26 protein-coding genes are annotated in these 23776 nt (G+C 68.4%); 10 read left to right on the top strand and 16 right to left on the bottom strand.

Annotated features, from left to right (window positions below; genetic code table 11):
- Nucleotides 1–14: 14 nt before the first annotated feature.
- Nucleotides 15–1637, top strand: a complete 1623-nt coding sequence (locus AB4Z09_RS07890) for a long-chain fatty acid--CoA ligase (protein WP_442239486.1) — start codon at nt 15–17, stop codon at nt 1635–1637.
- Here AB4Z09_RS07890 and AB4Z09_RS07895 read toward each other — a convergent pair.
- Together AB4Z09_RS07895 and AB4Z09_RS07900 are read right to left on the bottom strand one after the other, a co-directional pair.
- Nucleotides 1624–2070: a nucleotide triphosphate diphosphatase NUDT15 gene (locus AB4Z09_RS07895; RefSeq protein WP_174913934.1), complete on the bottom strand. Its 447-nt coding sequence runs from the start codon at nt 2068–2070 to the stop codon at nt 1624–1626. The genes AB4Z09_RS07890 and AB4Z09_RS07895 overlap by 14 nt on opposite strands.
- Nucleotides 2067–2666: a TIGR00730 family Rossman fold protein gene (locus AB4Z09_RS07900; RefSeq protein WP_174913931.1), complete on the bottom strand. Its 600-nt coding sequence runs from the start codon at nt 2664–2666 to the stop codon at nt 2067–2069. The genes AB4Z09_RS07895 and AB4Z09_RS07900 overlap by 4 nt, the downstream gene beginning before the upstream one ends.
- A gap of 63 nt (nt 2667–2729) precedes the next feature.
- Here AB4Z09_RS07900 and AB4Z09_RS07905 point away from each other — a divergent pair, with 63 nt between their 5' ends.
- The gene (locus tag AB4Z09_RS07905; RefSeq protein ID WP_114723952.1) at nt 2730–3320 is read left to right on the top strand and encodes a TetR/AcrR family transcriptional regulator; all 591 of its coding nucleotides are present in this window, start codon (nt 2730–2732) and stop codon (nt 3318–3320) included.
- Here the strand turns inward: AB4Z09_RS07905 and AB4Z09_RS07910 are convergent.
- Complete coding sequence (locus AB4Z09_RS07910) at nt 3291–4427, bottom strand: YbfB/YjiJ family MFS transporter (RefSeq protein ID WP_442239487.1); 1137 nt, start codon at nt 4425–4427, stop codon at nt 3291–3293. The two genes, AB4Z09_RS07905 and AB4Z09_RS07910, sit on opposite strands and share 30 nt — an antisense overlap.
- An 84-nt stretch (nt 4428–4511) precedes the next feature.
- Between AB4Z09_RS07910 and AB4Z09_RS07915 the strand changes: the two genes are divergently transcribed.
- Nucleotides 4512–5369, top strand: coding sequence for a LysR family transcriptional regulator (locus AB4Z09_RS07915; RefSeq protein WP_442239488.1), 858 nt, complete (start codon nt 4512–4514; stop codon nt 5367–5369).
- 1 nt (nt 5370) lies between these two features.
- On the opposite strand, the gene AB4Z09_RS07920 is transcribed toward AB4Z09_RS07915, so the two are convergent.
- Together AB4Z09_RS07920 and AB4Z09_RS07925 are read right to left on the bottom strand one after the other, a co-directional pair.
- On the bottom strand, nt 5371–7002 hold the full coding sequence (locus AB4Z09_RS07920; RefSeq protein ID WP_442239489.1) for an FAD-dependent monooxygenase: 1632 nt from the start codon (nt 7000–7002) through the stop codon (nt 5371–5373).
- A 32-nt stretch (nt 7003–7034) separates the two neighbouring features.
- Entirely contained in the window at nt 7035–7997 is a 963-nt protein-coding gene (locus AB4Z09_RS07925; protein ID WP_114723949.1) for an MBL fold metallo-hydrolase, read from the bottom strand.
- Nucleotides 7998–8123: 126 nt separating this feature from the next.
- Between AB4Z09_RS07925 and AB4Z09_RS07930 the strand changes: the two genes are divergently transcribed.
- The 3 genes from AB4Z09_RS07930 (at nt 8124) to AB4Z09_RS07940 (ending at nt 10677) form a co-directional block, all read left to right on the top strand.
- Entirely contained in the window at nt 8124–8690 is a 567-nt protein-coding gene (locus AB4Z09_RS07930; RefSeq protein WP_114723948.1) for a MarR family winged helix-turn-helix transcriptional regulator, read from the top strand.
- Nucleotides 8691–8824: 134 nt separating this feature from the next.
- A complete protein-coding gene (locus AB4Z09_RS07935) occupies nt 8825–9166 on the top strand; it encodes a DUF485 domain-containing protein (RefSeq protein ID WP_114723947.1) in 342 nt (113 codons plus the stop codon).
- Between the two features lie 2 nt (nt 9167–9168).
- A complete protein-coding gene (locus AB4Z09_RS07940; protein WP_114723946.1) occupies nt 9169–10677 on the top strand; it encodes a solute symporter family protein in 1509 nt (502 codons plus the stop codon).
- A gap of 195 nt (nt 10678–10872) precedes the next feature.
- Here the strand turns inward: AB4Z09_RS07940 and AB4Z09_RS07945 are convergent, their stop codons facing one another.
- The 9 genes from AB4Z09_RS07945 to AB4Z09_RS07985 all read right to left on the bottom strand — a co-directional run bounded on the left by AB4Z09_RS07945 (nt 10873) and on the right by AB4Z09_RS07985 (nt 19119).
- The gene (locus AB4Z09_RS07945) at nt 10873–11124 is read right to left on the bottom strand and encodes a hypothetical protein (protein WP_442239490.1); all 252 of its coding nucleotides are present in this window, start codon (nt 11122–11124) and stop codon (nt 10873–10875) included.
- 148 nt (nt 11125–11272) lie between these two features.
- On the bottom strand, nt 11273–12478 hold the full coding sequence (locus tag AB4Z09_RS07950; protein ID WP_174913919.1) for an enhanced intracellular survival protein Eis: 1206 nt from the start codon (nt 12476–12478) through the stop codon (nt 11273–11275).
- A 44-nt stretch (nt 12479–12522) separates the two neighbouring features.
- Complete coding sequence (locus tag AB4Z09_RS07955) at nt 12523–13254, bottom strand: polyprenol monophosphomannose synthase (RefSeq protein ID WP_114723944.1); 732 nt, start codon at nt 13252–13254, stop codon at nt 12523–12525.
- 94 nt (nt 13255–13348) lie between these two features.
- Entirely contained in the window at nt 13349–13756 is a 408-nt protein-coding gene (locus tag AB4Z09_RS07960) for a VOC family protein (protein WP_442239491.1), read from the bottom strand.
- Nucleotides 13757–13826: 70 nt separating this feature from the next.
- Nucleotides 13827–15050 carry a DUF418 domain-containing protein gene (locus AB4Z09_RS07965; RefSeq protein ID WP_442239492.1) on the bottom strand — a complete coding sequence of 408 codons (1224 nt, stop codon included), beginning with the start codon at nt 15048–15050 and terminating at the stop codon, nt 13827–13829.
- Entirely contained in the window at nt 15047–15649 is a 603-nt protein-coding gene (locus AB4Z09_RS07970) for a TetR/AcrR family transcriptional regulator (RefSeq protein ID WP_114723942.1), read from the bottom strand. Before AB4Z09_RS07970 ends, AB4Z09_RS07965 begins: the two co-directional genes overlap by 4 nt.
- Nucleotides 15650–15790: 141 nt before the next feature.
- Nucleotides 15791–16744: a tyrosine-protein phosphatase gene (locus AB4Z09_RS07975; RefSeq protein WP_442239493.1), complete on the bottom strand. Its 954-nt coding sequence runs from the start codon at nt 16742–16744 to the stop codon at nt 15791–15793.
- Between the two features lie 27 nt (nt 16745–16771).
- Nucleotides 16772–17932 carry a hypothetical protein gene (locus AB4Z09_RS07980; RefSeq protein ID WP_442239494.1) on the bottom strand — a complete coding sequence of 387 codons (1161 nt, stop codon included), beginning with the start codon at nt 17930–17932 and terminating at the stop codon, nt 16772–16774.
- Nucleotides 17932–19119, bottom strand: a complete 1188-nt coding sequence (locus AB4Z09_RS07985) for a phosphotransferase family protein (RefSeq protein ID WP_114723939.1) — start codon at nt 19117–19119, stop codon at nt 17932–17934. Before AB4Z09_RS07985 ends, AB4Z09_RS07980 begins: the two co-directional genes overlap by 1 nt.
- A 211-nt stretch (nt 19120–19330) precedes the next feature.
- Here AB4Z09_RS07985 and AB4Z09_RS07990 point away from each other — a divergent pair, with 211 nt between their 5' ends.
- Complete coding sequence (locus tag AB4Z09_RS07990; RefSeq protein ID WP_114723938.1) at nt 19331–19924, top strand: TetR/AcrR family transcriptional regulator; 594 nt, start codon at nt 19331–19333, stop codon at nt 19922–19924.
- Nucleotides 19925–19937: 13 nt separating this feature from the next.
- On the opposite strand, the gene AB4Z09_RS07995 is transcribed toward AB4Z09_RS07990, so the two are convergent.
- Entirely contained in the window at nt 19938–20084 is a 147-nt protein-coding gene (locus AB4Z09_RS07995; protein WP_442239495.1) for a hypothetical protein, read from the bottom strand.
- Between the two features lie 77 nt (nt 20085–20161).
- Between AB4Z09_RS07995 and AB4Z09_RS08000 the strand changes: the two genes are divergently transcribed.
- The 3 genes from AB4Z09_RS08000 (at nt 20162) to AB4Z09_RS08010 (ending at nt 22576) form a co-directional block, all read left to right on the top strand.
- Nucleotides 20162–20584, top strand: coding sequence for a hypothetical protein (locus tag AB4Z09_RS08000; protein ID WP_442239496.1), 423 nt, complete (start codon nt 20162–20164; stop codon nt 20582–20584).
- Nucleotides 20581–20952 (top strand): limonene-1,2-epoxide hydrolase family protein, encoded by a 372-nt coding sequence (locus tag AB4Z09_RS08005; RefSeq protein ID WP_442239497.1) that lies wholly within the window; start codon nt 20581–20583, stop codon nt 20950–20952. The genes AB4Z09_RS08000 and AB4Z09_RS08005 overlap by 4 nt, the downstream gene beginning before the upstream one ends.
- A 91-nt stretch (nt 20953–21043) precedes the next feature.
- Nucleotides 21044–22576: an acyl-CoA synthetase gene (locus AB4Z09_RS08010; RefSeq protein WP_174913894.1), complete on the top strand. Its 1533-nt coding sequence runs from the start codon at nt 21044–21046 to the stop codon at nt 22574–22576.
- Between the two features lie 95 nt (nt 22577–22671).
- On the opposite strand, the gene AB4Z09_RS08015 is transcribed toward AB4Z09_RS08010, so the two are convergent.
- Nucleotides 22672–23427 (bottom strand): M23 family metallopeptidase, encoded by a 756-nt coding sequence (locus AB4Z09_RS08015; RefSeq protein WP_442239498.1) that lies wholly within the window; start codon nt 23425–23427, stop codon nt 22672–22674.
- Between the last annotated feature and the right edge of the window lie 349 nt (nt 23428–23776).

Here is a 23776-nt window from a genome sequence, read left to right on the forward strand (position 1 = left end):
TCCAGGAGCCGTCCATGCTGAGCACGATGAACGATCTGCCTCTGTCCATTGCGCAGTTGCTGCGGTACGGGAGCACCGTCCATGCGGACGCCGAGGTGATCACCTGGACGGAGGCCGGGCCGCGCCGTCGCACATATGCCGAGGTGGGGCGGCGGTGTGCCGCGCTGGCGCACGCGCTGCGCGGACTGGGAGTCGAGGGCGACGACCGGGTCGCGACGTTCATGTGGAACAACGCCGAGCATCTCGAGGCGTACCTCGCGGTCCCGTCGATGGGCGCGGTGCTGCACACCCTGAACATCCGGCTGTTCCCGGAGCAGTTGGTGCACGTCGCCAACCACGCCGAGGATCGGGTGATCATCGTCGACGCGACGTTGATCCCGCTGCTCGCGCCGCAGTTGTCGCAGCTGAAGACGGTGGAACACATCGTCGTCACCGGTGATTCGACGGTCGGATTGGAGGCACCTGAGGGGATGCAGGTGCACACCTACGAGGGTCTGATCGCGGGCCTGCCGACCGAGTACGACTGGCCGGAGCTCGACGAACGGTCCGCTGCGGCAATGTGTTACACGTCGGGTACCACCGGCGACCCGAAGGGCGTCGTGTACTCGCACCGGTCGATCTACCTGCATTCGATGCAGGTGTGCATGAGCGACGGTCCCAACCTGAAGCAGGGTGACCGTGCCCTGGCGGTGGTGCCGCAGTTCCACGCGATGTCGTGGGGTCTGCCGTACGCGGCATTCATGATCGGCGCATCACTGATCATGCCCGACCGCTTCCTGCAGCCCGCGCCACTGGCCGAGCTGATCGCGTCGGAGAAGCCGACGTTCGCCGCCGCGGTGCCGACGATCTGGCAGGGCCTGCACCTGTACCTCGAGCAGCATCCGCAGGACATCTCGTCGATGCGGGAGGTGCTGATCGGCGGCGCCGCGGTGCCGCCGGCGCTGATGCATGCCTTCGAGGACGAACACCAGGTGTCGGTGCTGCACGCGTGGGGCATGACCGAGACCTCCCCGGTGGGCTCTGTGGGCCGCCCGCCGGCCGAGGCCACCGGCGATCAGCGTTGGAAGTACCGCTACACGCAGGGCCGGTTCCCGGCGTCCGTGGAGGCCCGCCTGATCGACGACGACGGCAACCGGGTGCCGCACGACGGCCGCAGCATCGGTGAGCTCGAGGTCCGGGGTCCGTGGATCACGTCGTCGTACTACGGCGTCGACGCTCCCGACAAGTTCCGGGACGGCTGGCTGCGCACCGGGGACGTCGGTTCCATCACGGCGGACGGGTATCTGACGCTGTCGGACCGGACGAAGGACATCATCAAGTCCGGCGGCGAGTGGATCTCCTCGGTGGATCTCGAGAACGCCGTCATGGGTCACCCGGCCGTGGCCGAGGCGGCGGTGATCGGTGTGCCGGACGAGAAGTGGGACGAGCGTCCGCTGGTGGCGGTGGTGCTCCGTGAGGGCAGCGAGGCCACGCTGGATCAGCTGCGGRACTTCCTGGCGGACAAGGTCGCCAAGTGGCAGCTGCCCGAGAACTGGGCGGTGATCCAGGAGGTGCCCAAGACCAGTGTCGGCAAGTTCGACAAGAAGCGGCTGCGCGCCGACTTCCACGACGGAAGCCTCGACGTCACCCGGCTGTGACGCGAAGGACCTGCCACGCCGGATCCGGCTCCGCCCCGGTCCACGCGCGCAGCAGCGCGTCGCTCGCGGGAAAGAGCGGGCGGGGCAGGTCCGTCGGGTCGACCCAGACCCATTCCGGAAAGATGTGCGGCTCACCGGGTCCGGTCGGCACTCCGCCGCTGCGCGCGTGCACGCCGAACACGACACCGCCACCAGCCGAGCCGGTGTCCACGACGGCCACGAACCCCGCGGCGTTCGTCGTATCGGAGAGGCCGGATTCCTCGAGGCACTCGCGGCGAGCCGCCGCCTCGACCGTCTCGCCCGGTTCGAGGTGGCCGCCCGGCAGGCACCACGTCTCGGGTTCGGTGGGTTTGACTCTGCGACCCAAGAGGATTTGCCCGTCGGCGCGCTCCACGACGATGCCGACCCCGACCTTGGGGCGTTCGGCGGTCATGCGGGCTCGAGGTCCGTGTCGGTCGGGCCGCTGGTTGTAGTCCACTTCGGCACCGGCGGAGCCCACCCCGTCATCGCGGCGCGCACTGCGTCGAGATCACCGGCGATCTGCAGCGCATCCCGCTGGTGTGCGCCGACGAATCCGGTGTCGACGAGATGATCGATCAGTGCGACGAGCGGCTGCCAGAAGCCTCCGGTGTCGAGCAGGAACACCGGCTTGGTGTGCAGCCCGAGTTGCTGCCACGTCCAGATCTCGAAGAACTCGTCGAGCGTCCCGGCGCCGCCCGGCAGGACCACGAACGCATCCGCGAGCGCGGCCATGCGCTGTTTGCGCGCGTGCATCGACTCGACGACCTCGAGGGACGTCAACCGGGGATGAGCGATCTCCTTGTCCGCGAGATGCCGTGGAATCACGCCGATGGCCTCCCCGCCGCCGGCGACGACCGCGTCGGCCACGGCGCCCATCAGCCCGACCCGGCCGCCGCCGTAGACCAGGCCGATCCCGGCCGCGGCCAGGTCGGTCCCGAAGGCGCTCGCCGTCCGGAGGTGGGCCGGGTCGTGGCCGGTGGCCGATCCCATGAACGCGGTGATCCTCATAGCTTCCAATCCTGAATGCAACGCGACGTTGCGTTGCACTCTACCTCGTGACAGGGTGTGGGAGTGCCGGTAACCACACCCGCTGCGGGCCGGAGCGGCCCCCGCAAACGTCACCTCGTGCTGCAGACCGTCGTCGACGAACTCACGACGACGTCGTACGCGCAGTTGACGGTCGAGCGCATCGCGGAGGCGAGCGGGGTGCACAAGACCACGCTGTATCGGTGGTGGTCCGGCAAACCGGAACTGGTCGCCGACGCCCTCGCGACGCTGATGGACACCGGGCCGGTGCCCGACACCGGCAACACCCGTTCCGATCTCGTGGCGTGGCTGACCGGGACCGTGCGCAACTACGCCGGATCGCCCCTCGGTACCGCGATGCCGGCACTCGTCAGCGATCTGGCGTCGACGCCCGAGGGACTCGACGCCTTCCGCACCGCATTCCTGGCCGAACGCCGCGCCAACTGTGCCGCGGTGATCGAGAGGGGAGTGGCGCGCGGCGACCTGCCGGCCGATCTCGACGTCGACCTGTTCATGGACGCGCTTGCCGGCGCGGTGTTCTACCGTCAGGTGGTCACCGGCGGCCTCGTCGACGCCGACACCGCGGAGCGGGTGGTGGATCTGCTGCTACCGGCGTCGGGTCGCACCCGCCAGTAGCGCGGCCACGACGAGAACGGCGGCGGCACAGACGAACGCCGCCCGGAATCCGTCACCCAGCATCGGGGTCACCGCGAGCGGTCCGAGAATCTGCCCGAGCCCGTACACCGCCGTCAACGCCGCCGCGGCGCGTGGAATGCCCAGTCCGAGCGCCGAATCCATGGCGAGCAGGGTGATGCCCATGAAGGTCCCGCCGAACAGGATCGCGGCGATCAGGGCGGCCACCGGACCGGCGACCAGTGCGGGAAGCAGTGCGGAGAAGGCCTGCAGCACAAGTGCCAGCGCGAGCAGCGACTCCGCGGACCAGCGGCGCAGCGCCTTCGCCCACAACAGTGGAGACGGGATCGCGGCGAGCCCGACCATCACCCATGCCGCCGGGCCCGTCCACTGCGCACCCCCGGCGGAGACCGCCGCGACCAGGAACGTACCGAGGATGATGTAGCCCAGGCCCTCGAGGAAGTAACAGGCGCCGAGTGTCCACCAGCGCGTCGAAGGTGACGCGCGCATCCGAGATCGGTTGTGGGCCAGTGGGGAAGAAGATCCGGGTGGCAGGCTCCAGGCGATCGCGGCGTAGCCGGCCGTCATCGCGGCGGCGGCGGCCCAGAGCGCGTTCCACGACACGACCGGTCCGAGAACCATCACGAGGATGCCCGACGTCGCGATGCCGACCCCGACGCCGGTGAACGTCACGCCCGCCGACGGATGGCCGACCACCGCCGTGGCGCAGTACACGAAGACGGCGGCGCTGGCGATGCCGGCCACGACGCGCGCCGCGAGCCACAGGCGGACGTCCGTGCCGATGATCATCACGAGTTCGCTCGCGATCAGGGCGAGGATCGACGAGCGGAAGAGGGCCCGCGAGCGCGCGCCGGACGGGTGGGCGGCCAGTGCGATCGCGCCCAGGAAGTACCCGAGGTAGTTGGCGGTCGCGACCAGCGCGGTATCGGACGGCGCGAGCCCGGTCTGCTCCTGCATGAGCGGGAGCAGCGGGGTGTACACGAATCGGCCGACACCCATCGCCGCGGCGAGTCCGGCGGCGGCGCGCACCACCGTCGCGCGGGCGTGCCGGGGCGGAGCCCCCGTGTCGGTCCGGGTCGGCAGGTTCACGTGGTCCCCTTCGTCGTCACGACGTTATGCGCGACCGCCGGGCGTACGGAAATGCCGTTTCGACGGTATCTATGCTCGTTGGTTATGAATGTCGAGCTGCGGCATCTGCGGGCACTGATCGCGGTGATCGATGCCGGCACCTTCACGGCCGCCGCCGATCGGCTGAACATCACCCAACCCGCGTTGACCCGAACGATCCAGCAACTGGAAGCGACGCTCGGAACCCGATTGCTGGAGCGGACGTCGCGGTCGATGGCGCCGACCGAGGACGGGCGGGCGTTCGCGGAACGTATTCGCCACGTCCTGGGCGACCTGGATGCCGCGATCGCGTCCGCGCAGGCCAATCGGACGGTGCGACTCGGATTCAGCTGGCTGCTTCCGGACCCGTGGGCACACGACACGATCGTCGCCTGCGAGGAACGCTCCGGCGCGCGAGTGTTGTTGCAGCGGTGCGACGATCCGCTGGCCGCGCTACGTGACGGCGTCGTCGATGCTGCGGTGATGCGCGGCGACGTCGCCGGCGGGCTGCTGGCCGTCCACCACCTGTTCTCGGAGCCACGCGTTGCCGCCGTCAGCGCCCGCTCACCCCTCGCGGAGCGGGACACGGTCACGTGGGCCGAGTTGGGAACGCACCCACTGGTGGTCAACACCCTGACCGGGACGACCCGCGCCGAGTCCTGGACGGAACCCGACCCGCGTCGAGAGATCGTGACCTGCACCAACTTCGACGAGTGGCTGGAACTGGTCGCCGCCGATCGAGGGGTGGGGGCGGTGCCGATCGCCGCCCGACGCCGCGTGCACCACCACAACGTACGGTTCGTCGACATCGCCGACGCCGCACCGACCGCGGTGAGCCTCGTCTACGTCRCCTCCCGCGTGACTCCGCTGGTGCGGGTCCTGCGGGACTGCGCGCTGGCCGAGGCCCACCGCGTCCGGCAGTGAGTCAGCCGACCTGTCGCTCGCCGGCGGTCACCTCGGCGCCCACCGCCCGGCGCAGGGCGGCCGCCAGGGCCGGGCGGTCACTGCCGTCGACGACGGCCGCGATGTGCGCGTCCGGGCGCACGATCCACACGTCGTTCGCACCGGCTTTCGTTGCCGCCGTGAGCAGCCCGGTGGTGTCGATGTCCCTCAGGGCGTGGATCCGGATTGGGGAGTGGGTGGCGGTGAGGGCGGCCTCCCGGACCGCCGTCGGATCGACGTCGGCTCCGTGCAGCAGCAGGACACCGTGTCGGGCGATCTCCCGCAGGCGTGCGCAACTCTGGCCGCGCACGGTCACCGGGACGTCGGGTACCAGGACGCCGGGCACCGGGTCCGGCGCGACGCCGCGGGCCGGGCGTCCGGCGAAGGGGCGCCGGGGATCCGGAGTGGTCAACGGGGAGTCGACGTACCAGAACGGCTCCGCCAGTCGACCGGAGTCCACCTCGGCCCGGGCCTGTGGATCGGCGACCGCGGCCTCGAGCACCGACAGGCGGCGGGCGTGCTGTTCGTCGGTCTGCGGCACCAGGAAGTCCATCGTCGCCGACGTGACCGCGAGGTTCTCGGCCGCCGCGGCGCGGCGTTCCAGGTCGTACGTCTCGAGCAGTGCCGGATCGGCCCAGCCGCGCAGCACGAACGCGAGCTTCCACGCCGCGTTCTCGGCATCGCCGACACCCGAATTGAGTCCCCGCGCGCCGAACGGCGACACGATGTGGGCGCAGTCGCCCGCCAGCAGCACCCGGCCCACCTGCATGCGGTCGGCGAGGCGGGCGTGGAAGCGGTACACCGACTTCCACACGATCCGGTACGGGGTGTCGCCGATGATCTGTCGGATCCGGTCGTTCAGCGCGCCGCTCTCGGCCTCGGCGTCGAGGTCGTAGTCGCCGGGAACCTGCCAGTCGATGCGGAAGGTGGAGTCGGGGCACGGGTGGATCAGCACCTGCCGACCCGGATTCCACTCCGGATCGAAGTAGAAGCGCCGCTCGTTGGCCCAGCCCGGGATGTCGGCCTGGATGTCGCAGATGAGGAACTTGTCATCGAACGACCGGCCGGGGAACCCGACGCCGAGTTGCCGGCGCAGTTCGCTGCTGCGGGATCCGGTGGCGAGCACCGCGTAGTCGGCCGCGACCGTCACCGGGCTGGACTCGGTGGCGCACCCGAGCCGGACCTCGGATCCGTCCTGCTCGATCTGCTCGACCGGGTGCCCCCACCGCACGTCGATGAGCGGTTGCCGCGCGATGGCCGCGTCGAGGAGTTCCTCGGTGCGGGCCTGCGAGACGTTGACGAAAGGCGGGAACGGCGACTGCCCATGGTCCACGAACTGCTGCGAGAACAGTTCGTGTTCGCGGTGGAAGGTGCGCGCGGTGTCCCACGTGACGCCCTCCGCGGCGATCTGCTCGCCGACGCCGATCGCGGCCCACACCTCGAGCACGTCGCGCTGCTGGCAGATCGCCTTGGAGCCGATCGGGTCCCGCTCGGCGCGGCCGTCGAGCAGGACGACGCGCACGCCCCAGCGGGCCAGCAGCAGTGCCGTGGTCTGGCCCACCGGTCCGTTGCCGATCACGGCCACGGTGCCGGTGTGAATGTGGTTGACGCCCATCGAAAGATCCTCCTGTTACCGCTGTATCCGGCTCAGCCCTGCAGCTGGGCCCAGACCTCGCGGTCGCGGTCCGCGGTCCAGATGACGGGGCGTTCGATGCCCGACAGTTCGTCCCACACGCGCGAGACGTCGAACGGCAGGCAGTGCTCGAAGATCGGCCAGTGCCCGTACTGCTCGAACAGGGCGGCGTGGGTGGCCTCGAACGCCTCCTTGAGGGTGCCGCCGCGCTGCTGCACGGCGCCGACCTCGGCGAGCATGACGTCGAGGAAGTGGCGAGTCTGCTCGATCGCGGCGTCGACCTCGTCCCGGCCGCGGCTGACGGCGCCGCGACCGCCGATCAGCGCCTCGGCGCCGAGGGCCTTGATCCCGTCGAGAGTGCCGGTGGCCCAATCGCGGTGGAAGGCGTCGCCGGTGTAGAGCGCGGCCTGGGCCTCCACGAGGTCACCGGCGAAGAGGATCTTCTGCTTCGGCAGCCATGCCACGATGTCGCCCTCGGTGTGGCCGCGGCCGAGGTACTGGAGAACCAGTTCACCACGGTCGCCACCGAGATCGATGGTGAGCCGGTCCGAGAACGTCATGGTGGGCCAGGTGAGGCCGGGCACCGACTCGGCGCCCTTGGCCAGGCGCGGCATGCGGCCGAACTCCGACGCCCAATCCTCCTGGCCGCGTTCGGCAATCAGCTTGTGGGTGTTCTCGTGCGCGACGATGATCTCGGCGTCGAACGCGGATGCGCCCAGGACGCGGACGGCGTGGTAGTGGGAGAGCACCAGGTACCGGACGGGCTTGTCGGTGTGCTGGCGCAGCTTGGCGAGCCAATCCTGTGCGGCGACGGGCGTCGCGAGGGCTTCGAAGCACACGACGAAGTCCTCGCCCTCGATCGCGCCGAGGTTGGGGTCGCCCTCCGCGGTGAGTGCGTACACGCCGTCGGCGAGCACTTCGAGGGTCTGCTCCTTCTCGCCGAGGTCGGCAGAGGAGGCGAAGGACAGTGCGGACATGGGGTCACCTCGAATAGTAAAAGCTTTGACTGAATATCTGGACAAGGTAAGCGGTGTCACACGCAATATGCAAGCCTTTGACCAAAGTTTCGGGGAAACGGCAGGTGCGGGCTCTACCCTGGCGGCATGACCGACGCGGAACGCGAGGGCGGCGACGGCCGCGCGACCCCTGAGAATGTGGACGATCTGGACTTCCTGTCCTTCGTGGATTTCGCCGTGCGCAAGACGACGCGGGCGATGCCGACGGTCGATCCGATCTCGATGAAGCTGGTCCTCGAGCTGACCCGGGTGGCCAGCGCACTGGTCTACGACCTCGAATCCACCGTCCACCGGCCGGGCGGCTGGAGTTGGCCGGGGTTCCGGGTGCTGTTCGTGCTCTGGCTCGCCGGTCCGAGCGAGGCCAAGCGGGTCGCGAAGCTGTCGGGTATGAGTCGGGCTGCGGTGTCGGCGCTGGTCAACACCCTCGAGCGGGACGGGTACGTCATTCGCCGGCGTTCCGAGGTCGATCGACGCGCGGTCGAGTTGAGCCTGACTGACGCCGGACTCGACGCGATCACCACGACGTACGCCGACCACAACCGGCGCGAGCAGGTCTGGGCGGACGCGCTGACGAAGCCGGAGCGGATGGTCCTGATCGGCCTGCTCGAGAAGCTGGCGACGGCGTCATCGGTGGAGATCCACACCCGGGATTGACCGGACCGATCGGTCGATTTCCGGCGATTTCGCGCCGGGTCCTTGCGTCTTGTGAGCACCCTCACTTACGGTATGCCGACACTCAGTGATCAAAGGATTGATCACATACTCCGTTCATACCCTCGAGGTGACCCATGTCGATTGGTCTGTCCCCGGCCGATGCCGCGCCCCCAGACTCCCCTCCCGTCGATCCCGCACTCGACGCGATCCTCGATGTCGCGCGCCGTCGTCGCCGCGTTTCCCTCGGGTCGGCGGCCGTCCTGCTGACCGTGTTCATGGGCTACATCGCCCTCACGACGTCGACCACCGTCCTGTCCGGCCGCTGGGGCGGCCTCGGCGTCGCGTACTGGGTGGGCTTCGCCATCTTCGCGGGCATCCTCGTCGTCGCGCAGATCTACGTCCGCTGGGCGCGTCGGATGGACGCGATCATCGACACTCACCTCGCATCACTCGATGACACGAAGGATGGTGAGTGACAATGGGTTTGAGCATCGCTATCGTCGTCGCGATCATCGGTGTCACGCTCGCGATCACGTATCTGGCCGCCAAGCGCAACACCTCCACCGACTCCCACTACGTGGCCGAGGGGCAGGTGGGGCCGATCGGTAACGGTCTCGCCATCTCCGGTGACTACGTCTCCGCGGCGTCGTTCCTCGGCATCACCGGCCTGATCGGGCTGGCGGGCTTCAACGGCTTCTACCTCGCGACGGCCGTGCCGTTGGCGTACCTGCTGGTGCTGCTGATCATCGCCGAGCCGCTGCGCAACCTGGGCCGCTTCACGCTCGCCGACGCCGTCGCCGCCCGATTCTCCGGGCGTGGGCTGCGCGCGTGCCTGGCCGTCACCACCATCGTCATCTCGGCGATGTACATGGTGATCCAGTTCGTCGGCGCCGGCCTGCTGGTGCAGGCCCTGCTCGGCATCAAGTTCTGGGTCGCGGTGGTGGTGCTGGGCCTGCTCATGGTGGTGTACACGATGTTCGGCGGGATGCTGGCCACCACGTGGGTGCAGGTCCTCAAGACCGGCCTGCTGCTCGGCGGCACCGCGCTGATCCTGTTCCTGGTGCTGATGCGGTACGGCCCCAGTCCGCTGCACGTGGTCGACGCGCTCCCGGATGCCATGGTCTCGTCGCACGAGCAGAGCACGACCAAGACCTTCGACATCATCTCGCAGCAGCTCGCGCTCGCCCTGGGCGTCATGGGTCTGCCGCACGTGATGGTCCGCTTCCTCACGGTCAAGGACGCGAAGGCCGCCCGCAAGTCCGGAGTGGTGGCGCTGTGGATCTTCAGCGCGTTCTACGTCGTCCTGCCGTTCATCGGGTACGGCGCGCTGCGTGCGCTGGGCTCCGAGGAGATCGTGAAGGCGCACCCGCAGGGCAATCTCGCGGTGGTGCAGTTGGCCCGCGAGCTGGGCGGACCGGTGCTCGAGGCGGTCATCATCGGCATCACGCTCGCGACGATTCTCGCGGTGCTCGCCGGCGTCGCGATTGCGACCTCCGGTGCCTTCGCGCACGATCTCTACACGCACGTCATCAAGAACGGGAAGGCCTCGGCCGAAAAGCAATTGAAGGTCGCACGCATGTCGCTGCTCGGCATCGCGATCGTCGCGATGTTCCTCGCGCTCGGCGCCAAGGGCTTCAACCTCGGCTTCCTCGCGAACGTCGCGTTCGCGGTCGCGGCCAGCACCAGTCTGCCGGTGCTGCTGCTGAGCATCTACTGGAAGGGCTTCAACCGGGTGGGCGCCACGTGGGCGCTCGTCGGCGGGTTGATCGTCAGCCTCGGCCTGGTTGCGATCAGCCCGAACATCCTCGGACCGACCGGGCTGATCCACGGGGTCGACCCGATCTTCCCGCTCACCATCCCGGCGCTGGTGTCGGTGCCGGCCGGGTTCCTGCTTGCCTACGTGGGCTCGCTGGTGGGACGGTCGAAGCCCGACGCCGCCGGCACGGACTTCGCCGAGATCGAGCGGCGGGCGCTCATCGGGCGCTGACCCGACACGAATCCCGAGCATCACAACGACGATCCGGCCGCTCGCTCGCGGCCGGATCGTCGTGCTGGTTGCGTCGGCCCCCTCGGCACGGGACGGACCACCGGCGTCGACCCTCGTTGACGCGCCAGGGCGCGGTCGCTGGACCTGAACGTGTCTGTGTATCAATCACAATTCGAGGAGTCGGTTGTGATCGATTCAAGGGCTCGTGTGCTTCACCACGATGTGCCCGACGCGACGTTCCACCTCTTCGGCACCGGTCATTTCGCCCTCGAAACCCACCTGTCCCAGATCGCCCCGCTCATCGAGGGTGCGCAGATCGCCATCGGGCTCGGTGATCTCGAGGAGGATCGGGGACGTTCCGTCCGCGCCCACGGGGGTGGGTGTGAACGCGAGACACACTGCGCCGGCGAATCCGGCTGCTGCCATGGAGTTTCGGAACAGACTCATGTGAATCCCCTTCGTGTCGACGATATGTGGGGCCAGCTGTGAGAGGTTCCCGACCAGACTGACGACCGGTCGGCATCATGCGAGCCGAACGAGCGCCGACGCGGAGAGATTCACCCGTAACGGGTGAGCCGTGGTGGTCGCGGCGGACTCAGAATCCCCAGCCGAGGACGGCCGCGCGATCGGCCCCGAATGCCAGGTCCAGCAGTGCCAGATCGCGCTCGGAAGCGGCGGTGATGCGGTGCGCCGCCGCGAGTCCCCGCGCCCGGTGCGCGCCCAGGTACAGGCTGCCGAGCGCGTCCAGGTCCATCGAGATGCGCGGCGCCGCGTCGGTGCGGCGGCATTGGGCCCGGCCGTCCCGGACGGTCAGTGCGAACACGCCGCCGCAGTCCAGATAGGGATCGCGGACGTCGAGCACCGTGTCGAGGTCCACCTGGTACGAGCGGGCCTCGAGCGCGGCCGGAACGTCCATGATGCGCAGCCACAGGTCGTCCGCGAGGCGGGTGGTGCGGGGCAGGCGGTAGTCGGTGAGCATCAGTCGCAGCGCGTCGTCGGGGTGCTGGGTGACCTCGATGCGCTTCATCAGGTCCAGCCCGCACAGCGCGCGCCACAGTGCCGCGTGCGCGTCCGCGGTGACCGCGACCAGCTCCTCCACGGCTGCCACCATGTCGTCGTCGCTGCCGCGCCGACGGAACATCGCGTAGCCGTCCGGGTGGGTCAGGTAGAACAGCGCCGATCCGCCGTCGCGGTACACCTCGGGGTCGGCGAAGGTGTAGTCCCACTGGGCCTGCGGCCGGTTCTGCGCACCGGGCGTGATCCGCCGCCAGCGCTCGTAGATGTCGGGCAGGCGTTCGGCGGCCGTCTGCGCGTCCGTCAGCGTCACACCGCCCGGGTCGGGGGCGTCGGCACGGAACGCGGCGAACCGCCGGTCGATCGTGACGTCGGCGGCCACCGTGGCCGGTCCGTAGCCGAAGCGGCCGTAGATCCCGGCGTCGCTGGCGGTGAGCGCGGCGAGCGGGGTCCCGGTGGCCGCGATGTTGCGGTGCAGGTGCTCGAACAGCGCCCGCAGGACACCGCGACGACGGTGCGTCGGCGCCACCGACACCCACGTGACGCCGCGCGCCGGCACCTGGGCGCCGCCCGGCACGGTGAACTCCAGCGGCAGATCCATCGCCAACCCGATCGGGGTGCCGTTGTCGGTCGCGACGACGACGTCCTCGGTCCGCGTCAGCGCGCGGGTGAGGGTGCGGTCCGGATCGGTCGGGTGGTAGCCGAACGCCACCGCGTCCAGCAGTTCGAGGGCCGGCCAGTCCTGGTCGGTGGCCGTGCGGACGGTGATCGCGGAGTCGAGCGTCATACCTGCGATGGTGGCAGATCCGGGCCGGGAAGGCCCGTGATTTTTCAGCGCTTGCCGAACCGCAGCTTCCACGGCACCAGTGCCGACTCGAGCTGCACGGCCAGGCTCATCTTCGACACGCCCTCGATGCGCTCCTCGAAACGGATCGGCACCTCGGCGATCTTCATGCCGCGGCTGGTGGTCCGGTAGTTCATCTCCACCTGGAAGGCGTAACCGTTGCTCTGGACTCCCGCGACGTCGATCGCTTCGAGGGTGCGGGCGTGCCACGCCTTGAACCCGGCGGTCGCGTCCTTCACGCCCAGTCGCAGGATCGCGTTCACGTAGAAGTTGGCCCACGCCGACAGCGCCTTGCGGTGCCACGGCCAGTCGCTCGCGACCGCACCCCCCGCCACGTATCGCGAACCGAGCACGACGGCCGCATCGGTGGTGGTCAGGGTGCGGATCATCGTGGGTATGACCTCTGCCGGGTGCGACAGGTCGGCGTCCATCTGGACGACGATGTCGGCGCCCTCGGCGAGCGCCCGGGTCATGCCGGCGACGTAGGCGCGGCCCAGGCCGTCCTTCTCGGTGCGGTGCAGCACCCCGATGGGGAACGGCGAGTCGATCGCGAGCTTCTCGGCGACCTCGCCGGTGCCGTCGGGGGAGTTGTCGTCGACGACCAGCAGGTGCAGGTTCGGGACCTCCAACGCCGCCAACCGCTCGACGATCTTCGGGAGGTTGTCGCGTTCGTTGTATGTGGGTACAACGACCGTCGTCTTCGGTGAACTGCTGTCCATGGTGCCTTCCTGATGATCACGGAGTCGTCTTCGGCAAAGGCGAGTCTGGTCATGAAAGGAGGCGATGGCAACTCACCTGGACTTTTGTTGCAGGTCAGCCCTGCGGTTCCGTGATGTTGACCATCCAGGAGACGCCGAAGCGGTCCGCGCAGGCGCCGAACACGTCGCCCCACATCTGCTTCTCGAGGGGAACCTGGACCGTCCCGGACCCCGACAGCGCGTCCCAGTAGCCGCGCAGTTCGTCGGCGTCGTCGCCGCTGAGGCTCACCGCCATGTCGGTGCCGGCCTTGTACTCCATGCCGGGCGGGGTGTCGGCTCCCATGATCGTGAAGCCACTGCCGGTCTCGAGCATGGCGTGCATGATCTTGTCGTTGTCACCCGGCGCGCCGAACTCGCCGAAGGTGCTCATGTTCAGCGTGCCGCCGAACACGCTCTTGTAGAACTCCATCGCCTCGCGCGCGTTGCCGGCGAAGCTGATGTAGGGGTTGAGTCGAGAGGTCACGGGATGCTCCTGGGGTCGTCGCGGATACTGCCGATCGATGACGCGGGAACTGCTCTTCGTGGCTTCGACGCTACCGCCGATCATTCGGTGACGGGGTCGTTCGAGGAGAGCGCCACGGCGGGACGGCCGCGAGTGTCGCGGCCCGCAGCGCCCACTCCGCCGGGCCGTACGGGTGCGCACGCAGCCACAGTCGGCTGACGATCATCTGGGCGGCGAACACGATCGGCACGACGGCGATCACCGCCGCCGGCGGAAGCCGATCGACCAAGCCGAAGCCGTAGCCGGTGAACAGCACACCCAGTGTGAGCGACTGCAGCAGGTAGTTGGTGAGCGCCATCCTGCCCATCGGGGCCAATGCCGTCTCGACGCGCCCACCGAAAGACGTCCGGAACAGCAGGATCGCGGCCACCACGTACGCGGCGGTGAGTGCCGGCGCCGTCAGCTGCCCGAATCCGAACGCCACCGTCTCGAGCCCACCGCCCGGTGCGTAGGCGGCCGCGAGTGCGTACGCTCCGGCACCGATCAGTCCGAAGGGGAGTCCGAAGCGCAGGACCCGATCGGCGGCGGAGCGGTATCGCTCCGGGCTCGCGAACATCCGTACGCGACCGGCCGCGAAGCCGAAGAAGAACATCGCCATCGCGCTCGGCGCCTGCAGCACAGCGAGTGCGCCGAGGGTGTCCGTGAGATGCCCCGAATGGAACCCGAGCGTCGCGGCCGCGTCGCCCTGGAACGCCGCGAGCTTCCCGGCCGCGTCACCCGCGGCCGAACCGGTGATCTCGCCCGCAGCCAGTTGCGCGAGGCCGAGGAGCATCCAGACGGCGGACGACCCGACGATCAGCGCCGCGCCGAGCCGGAGTGCGGTCGACGGGGATATGTTCCGGCACGCCAGCAGCACGAGCCCCAGCACGGCGTAGGTCGAGAGGATCTCGCCGTAGTAGAGGAAYGCGCCGTGGAGGAGCCCGATGACCAGTAGCCCCGTCTGCCGCCGCAGCATCCGCGGCACGAACCCACGCCCCGCACGCTCGGCGGCGGCCATCTGCAGGGTGAAGCTGTACCCGAACAAGAAGGAGAACAGCAGGTAGAACTTGGTCTCGAACAGCAGCGACACCACGAACCGCACGGCGTGATCGAGCCCGCTGTCGAAGCCGGGGTTCGTCTCCGTCGATGCGTAGTACGGGTCGGCGAAGGCCCAGACGTTCACGGCCAGGATGCCGAGCAGGGCGAACCCGCGCAGCGCGTCGACGTTCTGCAGACGTCGGGCATGCTCCGGGGCCCGCGACGTCGTGCCGGTCACGACGCCGCCCCTCGGAGGAGTTGTGTGACGATGCGCCGAAGCACCGCGGACTGTGTCTCCGGCTGGAAGTCGGGATCGGCCGCGACGCGGGCGAACATGCCGTCGACGAGCGCTGCGATCCAGGTCGACGCATCCTCGGCTGTGAGGTCGGTGTCGAGTTGTCCCGCGTCGTCGGCACGTTCCAACAGATCCTCGAGCGCCTTCCGGAAACTCAGGTCGTTGGCCTTGAACAGCACCGCCACATCGTCGTCTCGGTGGGCGAGCGCCGAGATTTCCAGCGCCAAACCGGAGTACGTGGAATCCGCGGCGAGACGGCAGACGTCATCGAGCAAGAGCAGCAGCGCACCGAACGGATCGTCCGAAGCGCCGAGTTCCGCAACCGCCGACGCGGTCTCGGTGCCGTCGCGCTCGATCAGCGCCAGCAACACCGCCTGCTTGGTCGGAAAGTAGTGGAAGAGGTTTCCGGAGCTCATGCCCGCGAGCGCGCAGATGTCGGCGGTGCGGGTGGCGTGATAGCCGCGCTCGGCGAAGCACCGGGCCGCGGCGTCGAGCAGTTCGGTCCGTTTGGCCCGCCGTGCGGCCTCGTCGACGGTTCGCATGCTTGCTCCCGGGTCGAAATTAATAAATTGAGTAGTCACTTAATTAATAACGGAGGCGTGAGTCGGTGGCAAGTGGGAAACGAAAGAACCCGGACGGTCCTGGTCGGGGACAGGACCGTCCGGGTGTATTGCGGGCAGTCGTCAGAAGACGAGCTTGCGCGCAAGCTTTGCGATGGTCATCTGCTCGAGACCGAGCCCATCGGCGAGATAGGAGACCGGGCCGCCGTAGTCGGCGCGCATCTGCTCGAATCCGGCTTCGAGGTAGCTCCGATCGACGGCCAGGACGGGTTCGAGGTTGAGTGCGGCCTGGTCGCCGAGGGCGCCCCGGATCTGGGCGAGTGTCGCCGTGTTCGACTCGGCCAGGTACTCGTTGCTGAGCAGGTAGTCGTCGAAGATGGCCTGCTCGGGAACCCCCGAGATGCTCAGGAGGAGCGCGGCGATCCAGCCGGTGCGGTCCTTGCCGGCACTGCAGTGGAAGAGCACCGGGCCGTCACTCTCGGCGATCTGCGTCAGCAACTGCTTGAAGCCCTCGCGCCGCGCAGGATCGGTGACGAAGCTGCGGTTGGCGTCCTCCATGAACTGCCGGCCCTGCTCGGGCGACTGGATCGTCTGCGCGAGCGTGATCAGGTCCCCGAACTCGACGGGGATGTGCGTGTAATCGRCACCCGCCGGAATCTTGTCGGGGCCGCCGACCATCGGATTGGAGATCTCGGACTGACCGCGGAGGTCGTAGATGTGCGTGACGTTCAGCGACGACAGGGTCGCGAGATCTTCTTCGCTGGCGGACGAGAGTGCGTTGGCGCGGTAGAGCACGCCACGCTTGAGGTGGCGACCGGCGAGGGCCTCGTAGCCGCCACCCTCGTTTCCGGCGACATCCCGGAAGTTGGGAACCGATGCCAGGCGCGGCGTCGGAGCCAGGTGGACGTCGGACGACGCCGTCCCGAGCGATCCGAGGGCGCCCTCGGGAATCGGCAGCTGGCCCAGATCCAGTGCCGAGGCGATCGTGTTGCCGGAGAGGAACAGTCCTCCGGCGAGGAGCAGTGCCGTGGCGGACCGGGCGGTCCGCGTGCGTAACCGGCTGGAACCAACCTTCATCTCGTGTTCCTTTCGTGGTGGGGTGTATCAGGGGGCGACGTCGCCGGCGCCGGTGAAGCCGTAGCGGTCACAGGGTCCGATGACCGCCACCTCGAAAAGTCCGGAGCCCACAATGGTCTCGCCGTTCTCGCTCAGTGTGAACCGGGACAGATTGTCGACCGGGCAGAACATCTTCTTCCACGGCTCGATGTCGGCAACCTTCTCGCGCAGGCCCTGGACGACGAGTTCGCCCTGCCACATGCCATGGCGCCAGTCCTGTTCGAGTCCGTAGCCGGTGCCCACGCCGAGGTAGTGGGGGAGTACCGGTTCGCAAGCGACGGTGAGGATCTCGTCGGGCTTTCCGTATCCACCGGGGCGGTGGAACTCGAGGGTGCCCGCGGCGATCTCGCGACCTCCCGAGATGAAGGTCAGGTCGTGCTCGGGACGACCGAGCCACTCGGGTTCGCGGGTGCGATCCCTCCACACGCGGGTGGCGTCCTGGATGATGCGGCGGCCCTGCCGGTCCTCCTGCATGATCGCGACGATCGAGAAGTCGTCGAACTGCATGATCGCGTAGATCCAGAAGAAGTTCTGATCGCCCGCGAGGGACGGGTCCGCGCGACGTCCCGGCGGCTCGGCCTCACCGACCGGACGGACACCCCACGACCGGTCGCGGTTTCCTCGCCACGTGTCGGGGGTGACCGAAATTGTCTCGCCGTCGACGGTGAGAGTTCCACTCCACGTACCGGTCTGGACGAACCGCTGCGTGTCGAACGTGACCCGTTCGAGCTGGCGGTGGAAGTGTCGCGCCTCCAACGCGGCCGGCACGTCGGACTCGAAGACGAGGTCGAACGACAGGTCCGGCGCCTCCGCAGTGGGTTCGAGGACGACGCGCAGCCGGTGCAGACCCTCGAGCACCTCGATGCGCAGCGGTCCCACCGTGACATCCATACGATCCGAGCCGAGCGCCTTCGACGTGCGGGTGACGATGTGGTCGTTGCCGCGGCGGAGTACCGCGAACCCGTCCGTGACACCGAGATTGGGGTACTGGCCCAGCCCGATGATGAGGAACAGCGGTTCGCCGTCGTAGTCGAGCCCGGGGTGGCAGTTGAAGTAGTAGCGGTCGTAGAAGTTGCGGTCGGAGGTGCCGACGTGACGGATCGGCTCGGCGATCTGGTGCACCGGGAAATCGTCCATGGGGGAGAGCATCAGGCGACCCCCTGCCCGTTCACGCGGTCCCAGTAGGTGCCGTCGAGCATCTCCTCGACGGTCTTGCGGTGCAGGATCATGTCGTTCGGGTCCTCCGGTGCCGGGGCTTGTCCGAATGCGACCGCGCGGCTCTGCACCCGGAACATGATGATTGCGTGCCGCAGTGCGGCGTACAGCGTGTAGAAATCGAGGTCTGCGGCCTCGTGGCCGCTGATCTCCCGATACTTCGCGACGACGTCCTCGCGGCGCAGGAAGCCGGGCAGGCCGGGAAGTCCTGCGACGCCCGCGAGGTCCTCGAAGAACCGGTGCTGGAAGATCATCCAACCGAGATCGATCTCCCGAGGCCCGAGGGCAGCCATCTCCCAGTCGAGCACGGCCGCCGGCTCGAAGTCGCGGTAGATGACGTTGCCGACGCGCGAGTCACCCCAGCACAGCACCGCCGGTCCCGTGACCGAGGGCCAGTGGGCATCGAGCCAGTCCAGGGCGCGCTCGATGAGTGGCACCCGCGGGCCGGATTCGACGACCCACTCGTAGTAGCGCCGCTGCCCGTCGACGTGGGCGCGCAGCGCGGCGTCGGCGGTGACGGCGCCGGAACCGAGATCGTCGCGCAGGCTCGGAAAGAGCTGGGCGGGTTCGGGAATGGCGTGGAGGTCGGCGAGCACGCGCACCGATGCATCCTGAAGGCGGCGACGGTCCTCGTCTGATCCCTCGGACACCCACGACCCGAAGTTGTACGGCATCACGTCCGGCGGCACCAGGCCGTCGACGCGCTCCATCACGAAGAACTCGCCGCCGAGTGGCTCGGGGGAGGGTTCGGACCAGTACACGCGCGGCACGGGGACCGGTGAGTGTTCGCCGACGGTCTTGATCACGTCGAACTGCTGGGCGATGTTGTACGACGGGAAGATCGGGACCCCGGTCGGGGCGGGGGCGATGCGCGCCACCAGGTAGTGGTGACGCTGTTGCCCGTCCTCGTTCCACAGGGCGTCGAAGAGAACCGTCTCGTTCGACATTCCGTTCGCGGCCGGCACCTGTACGTCGGTGACCTGTGGATCGGCGTCTGCGGGCAGCTTGGTGCGCAGCCACTTCTGCAGGCGAGAGCCCAGTTCGGCAGGATCGGTGCGGGACTGACCGGGCCTGGCGACCTCGGAGAAATCCTGGTCCTGTGTCGTGTTCTCGGAACTCATGACGTCCCTTCGACGTCGGGAGGCGCGCGACGCCTCGCATGCGTGAATTCGTGCGGTCCAACTGGTGCAGCGGGTACGGCAGGAAGAGCGGGTAGGTCGACGGCCCCGGTGTGTCGGCGGGGCGGGAAAAGCTCTAGCCGATACATTCCGTATCGACTACGACGTGACACAATGTAACGCCCGTCACATCTCTACGCAAGGGGTTTCACCGATGTCCAAGAAGCGGCAAGCGCAGCACCGTCTTGGGCCGCAACGAAACCCCGAGATCGACGACGCCGTCCTGCAGGCCACACGTGAGCTGTTGGTCGAGAACGGATATGCGGGGACCTCGATCGACGCGATCGCGACGCGCGCCGGTGTGGGGCGGCCGGCCATCTACCGACGCTGGCCGTCCAAGGCGCACATCGTCCACGATGCGGTGTACCCGGTGGCGGAGTCCGAGAACGTGTCGGACCTCCCGATCGGGGAGGAGGTCGAGCGGCTCACCTACGGCGCGGTGGCACTGTTCGGCGGCCCGGCCGCGCGTGAGGCGGTGCCCGCGCTCATGAGTGAGGTCCGCACCGACGAGACGCTCCGCCAGGCGCTGCTCACCGATCAGCTCGAGGTGATCCGCGAGGAGTTGGGGCGGCGCCTACGCGCGGGCGCGGCGGCCGGCGAACTGCGGGACGGCGTCGACCCGGACACGCTGCTGGACGTCATCGCCGGCACGGCGATCTTCGCGCAGTCGGTCCGCGACGTCCAGGATCAGGACGGGCTGTCGGCGGCGCTGGTCGACATCGTGCTGCACGGCATCCTGCCGCGGTGAGGTCGGGCCGAGGTCACCCGGCCAACTCGTCCGGGCCGATCTCGTCGGACTGCCATTGCCGCGAACCCAACGGCGAGTCGAGTCGCAGCCGGACCCAGGCTGCCCATGCCGCGGCGAGGGCTATTCCGATGGCGAGCGTGACACCCGTCCGAACGTTCATGCGGGCAGCTTAGGGCGACACGAATATTCGTGTCGCCCTGAACGAGTATCGGTTACTGTGCCGAGGCAGGAGGGCACATGGACCGTGGCAGGAGCGCCGGCGGATCACCGCCGACCGACCGGGTGATGTCGGTGATCGAACTGATGGCTGGACGCGGCGCTACGTGCGCCATCGCCGACCCTCGCCTGCTCGACGTCCTGGCCGAGGTGGTGGAGCATCTCGCCGAGGATCCCACCAGGCAGGCCCTGCGGGAGCGGGTGCTGGTGCTGCTCGGCGGTATCAGCGGCCGGCCTTACAGCGCAGCCGATCTCGACAGCGACGACGCGCTCCCGGTCAGCTATCTCGTGGCGCCGGTCTTCGCGGCGGACGGCCGTGCCGCGTGGGAGCTGCAGATCGGGCCGTTGCGCTCCGCGGCGTCGCGTGGCGAGCGAGCGCACTACATCGAACAACTCACCCGAACCGCTCGGGAACTGGATGGAAGAACAGGAGTGAACACATGAGCGCTGCCGAGGATCTGGTCACGGAGTTCTGCGGGTTGTGGGCCGATCCGGACCCTGTCGTGCTGGCGAGCTACTTCACGGAAGATGCTGTCTACCAAAATATTCCGATGGATCCAGTGAAGGGCAGGGACGAGATCCGCGAGTTCATCTCGGGTTTCGTGGCGGCCTTCGACGGGATCGACTTCCGGATCCACAAGCAGGTCGCGTCCGGTGGCACCGTGATGAACGAGCGGACCGACGTGCTGCGCGGCATGGGGAAGGAGACCTCGTTGCCGGTGATGGGCGTCTTCGAGGTGGTGGACGGCAAGATCGCCGTGTGGCGTGACTACTTCGACATGGGAGCGATCACCGCCGCGTTCGGCGGCTGACCGGGCGCCGCGCAGGCTCGCGAAACTACACAACGGATGCGCCGAAAGAAACCCCTTACGCAATAGTTGGACGTCCTATAACCTGCGTCACATGAGTGAGGATCCGCGCACCGACACCGTCGACGGCGTGCTGCGCCGGGCTGCCGCACGGCAGCCCGGCCGCACTGCTCTGACCTTCGACGACCGCACCTGGACGTACCGAGAGCTGGATGACGCCGTCACACGCGGCGCCGCGCGCCTACGGGCGCTCGGTCTCGCGCCGGGCGACCGGGTGGCCGCGTACGGCGTCAACTCCGACGCCTACGTCATCGGTTTCCTGGCCTGTGCCCGCGCCGGCCTGGTGCATGTCCCCGTCAACTACGCGCTCACGGGCGACGAACTGCACTACCTGCTGGCGCAGTCGGGAGCGCGGGCCGTGCTCGTCGATCCGAAGTTGGCGTCGACGCTGGACACGGTGCGGGACACGCTCGTCGTCGAGCACGTGATCCCGCTGCGCGACGACGCCGGTTCGCTGCTCGCGTCCAGCTCCGCCGGCGACGTCCCGGAGTACCGACCCGGGGCCGCGGTGGACGATCTGGTGCAGTTGCTCTACACCTCGGGAACCACATCGAAGCCCAAGGGCGCCATGATGACCCACGGTGCGCTGGTCCACGAGTACGTGTCGTCGGTGATCGCGCTCGGACTGGCCGCCGACGACAATCCGTTGATCTGTATGCCGCTGTACCACTCCGCGGGCATGCACGTGTTCATGCTGCCGTACCTGTCGGTGGGCGCGACGGTCAATCTCATGCAGTCCCCGGACATTCCGGAGATCCTGCGCCGCATCGAAGCCGACCGGATCGGGTCACTGTTCCTCGCGCCCACCGTATGGGTCCCGCTCGCGAGTCACCCCGACCTCGAGACCCGCGACCTGTCGTCGCTCACCAAGGCGCAGTACGGGGCGTCGATCATGCCGGTCACGGTGCTCAACCGCCTGCGCGAGAGGTATCCGGCCCTCGGCTTCTACAACTGCTTCGGGCAGTCGGAGATCGGACCGCTCGCGATGGTCCTCGGGCCGGAGGAGCACGAGGGGCGGCCGTCGTCGTGCGGGCGGGCGGTGTTCTTCGTCGAGGCCCGCGTGGTGGACGCCGACGGCAACGACGTCGCGGACGGTGAGCCGGGTGAGATTCTCTATCGCTCTCCGCAACTGTGCCAAGGATATTGGGACAACCCCGAGGCGACGGCGGAGGCCTTCCGTGACGGGTGGTTCCATTCCGGGGACCTGGTGACGCGGGACGCCGAGGGGTTCGTGACCGTCGTGGACCGGATCAAGGACGTGATCAACACCGGCGGGATCCTCGTCGCGTCCCGCGAGGTGGAGGATGCGCTCTACACACATCCCGCCGTCGCGGAGGTGGCCGTGGTCGGCACCCCGGACGACAAGTGGATGGAGGCGATCACCGCGGTCGTGGTGCTGCGGGGTGACGCCGATGCCGTCGATGCGGAGTCGCTCATCGAGCACGTGCGGGGCAAGATCGCGCCCTTCAAGGTGCCCAAGCGGATCCGCTTCGCCGACGAGCTTCCCCGGAACCAGAGCGGAAAGCTCCTCAAGCGGGAACTCCGGACCATGCTGGACGCGGTCTAGCATCGGCCGGAACTGACGACGTGAATGGCCCGGCCCCAACGGTTTTACGTTGGGGCCGGGCCAGTCACGCTGTCTGTGGTGCAAGCGGCGAGGGACTACCAGTTCACGACGACGCCGCTGTCGTGCAGCCAGATCAGCGGATCGACCTGGATACCGGCCGGATCCCAGACCTCGAGGTGCAGGTGTGGTCCGGTGGACTGGCCGCGGTTGCCGACCGTGGCGATCTGCTGACCGGTGGCCACGCGGTCGCCGACACCGGCGGTGAAGGTGTCGACGTGCCCGTAGACGGTGATGTGGCCGTCGTCGTGCAGCACGCGCACCCACTGGCCGAAGCCGGACGCGGGGCCGGCGTTGATGACGACACCGCCGGCGGCCGAGAAGATCGGCGTGCCGAGGTTGGCGCCGATGTCGATGCCGTTGTGGTGGGTGCCCCAGCGCGGTCCGTAGCTGGAGGTCAGGAAGCCGGCCACAGGCTGGACGACGGGGGGTGGTACCGGAACGATGATGGGTAAGGGCATCGGCGCCGGAATCGGTGCGGCCTGCGGTTCGGGTGCCGGCGCGGGCGCCAGCAGCTTGGGGGCGGGCGTCCACTTCTCGGCCGACGGCGGCGTCCACTGTGTCGTGGCGGCCTCGGGCGTGGCAGGAAAYGCCGGGATGTCGATGCCGGGCAGGAACGGGCCCGCCGGAAGCTGGAGTTGGACGTTGCCGATGGTGGGCAGACGCAGCGGCGCCGCCGACGCGGTGGTGGCGCCGATCTGAATGCTTCCCGCGAGCAGCGCACCGGTGGCGACTGCGACCGCTGCGGCCTTGACGGAGCGGTCGCGCAGGGACGTCAGGGTGTGGGAACTCATCGTCCTGTGAGGATTGGCCACAGTGGATACCTCATCTGTGTCTCTGGTCGGCCCGGTCGGGAACCGCGACCTCGGATCTTTCGTCACGGAAATGTAACAAAGCGGTATCAACTCGTCCACCGTGATCGAATCTTTACCTTGATGAGTTATATACCGACCGGTTTCGAGGAAACCCCCTGGTCAAAGCCTCATGGGCCCCAAAGCGGACACGCGGGCGGCCCGGGCTTCGCCGCTATCGGACTGATGGGTTTGGTCGACTTCCGCGGCGTATGTCGAGGTGAGGCCGTCTCTCCGGTCTCGGGGGCGCATAAATTACGTCACTGTGACACAGTGGGTCGGGATCGACTGC

Source organism: Rhodococcus sp. TAF43 (assembly GCF_052113525.1).
In the GTDB taxonomy this organism is placed as follows: domain Bacteria; phylum Actinomycetota; class Actinomycetes; order Mycobacteriales; family Mycobacteriaceae; genus Prescottella.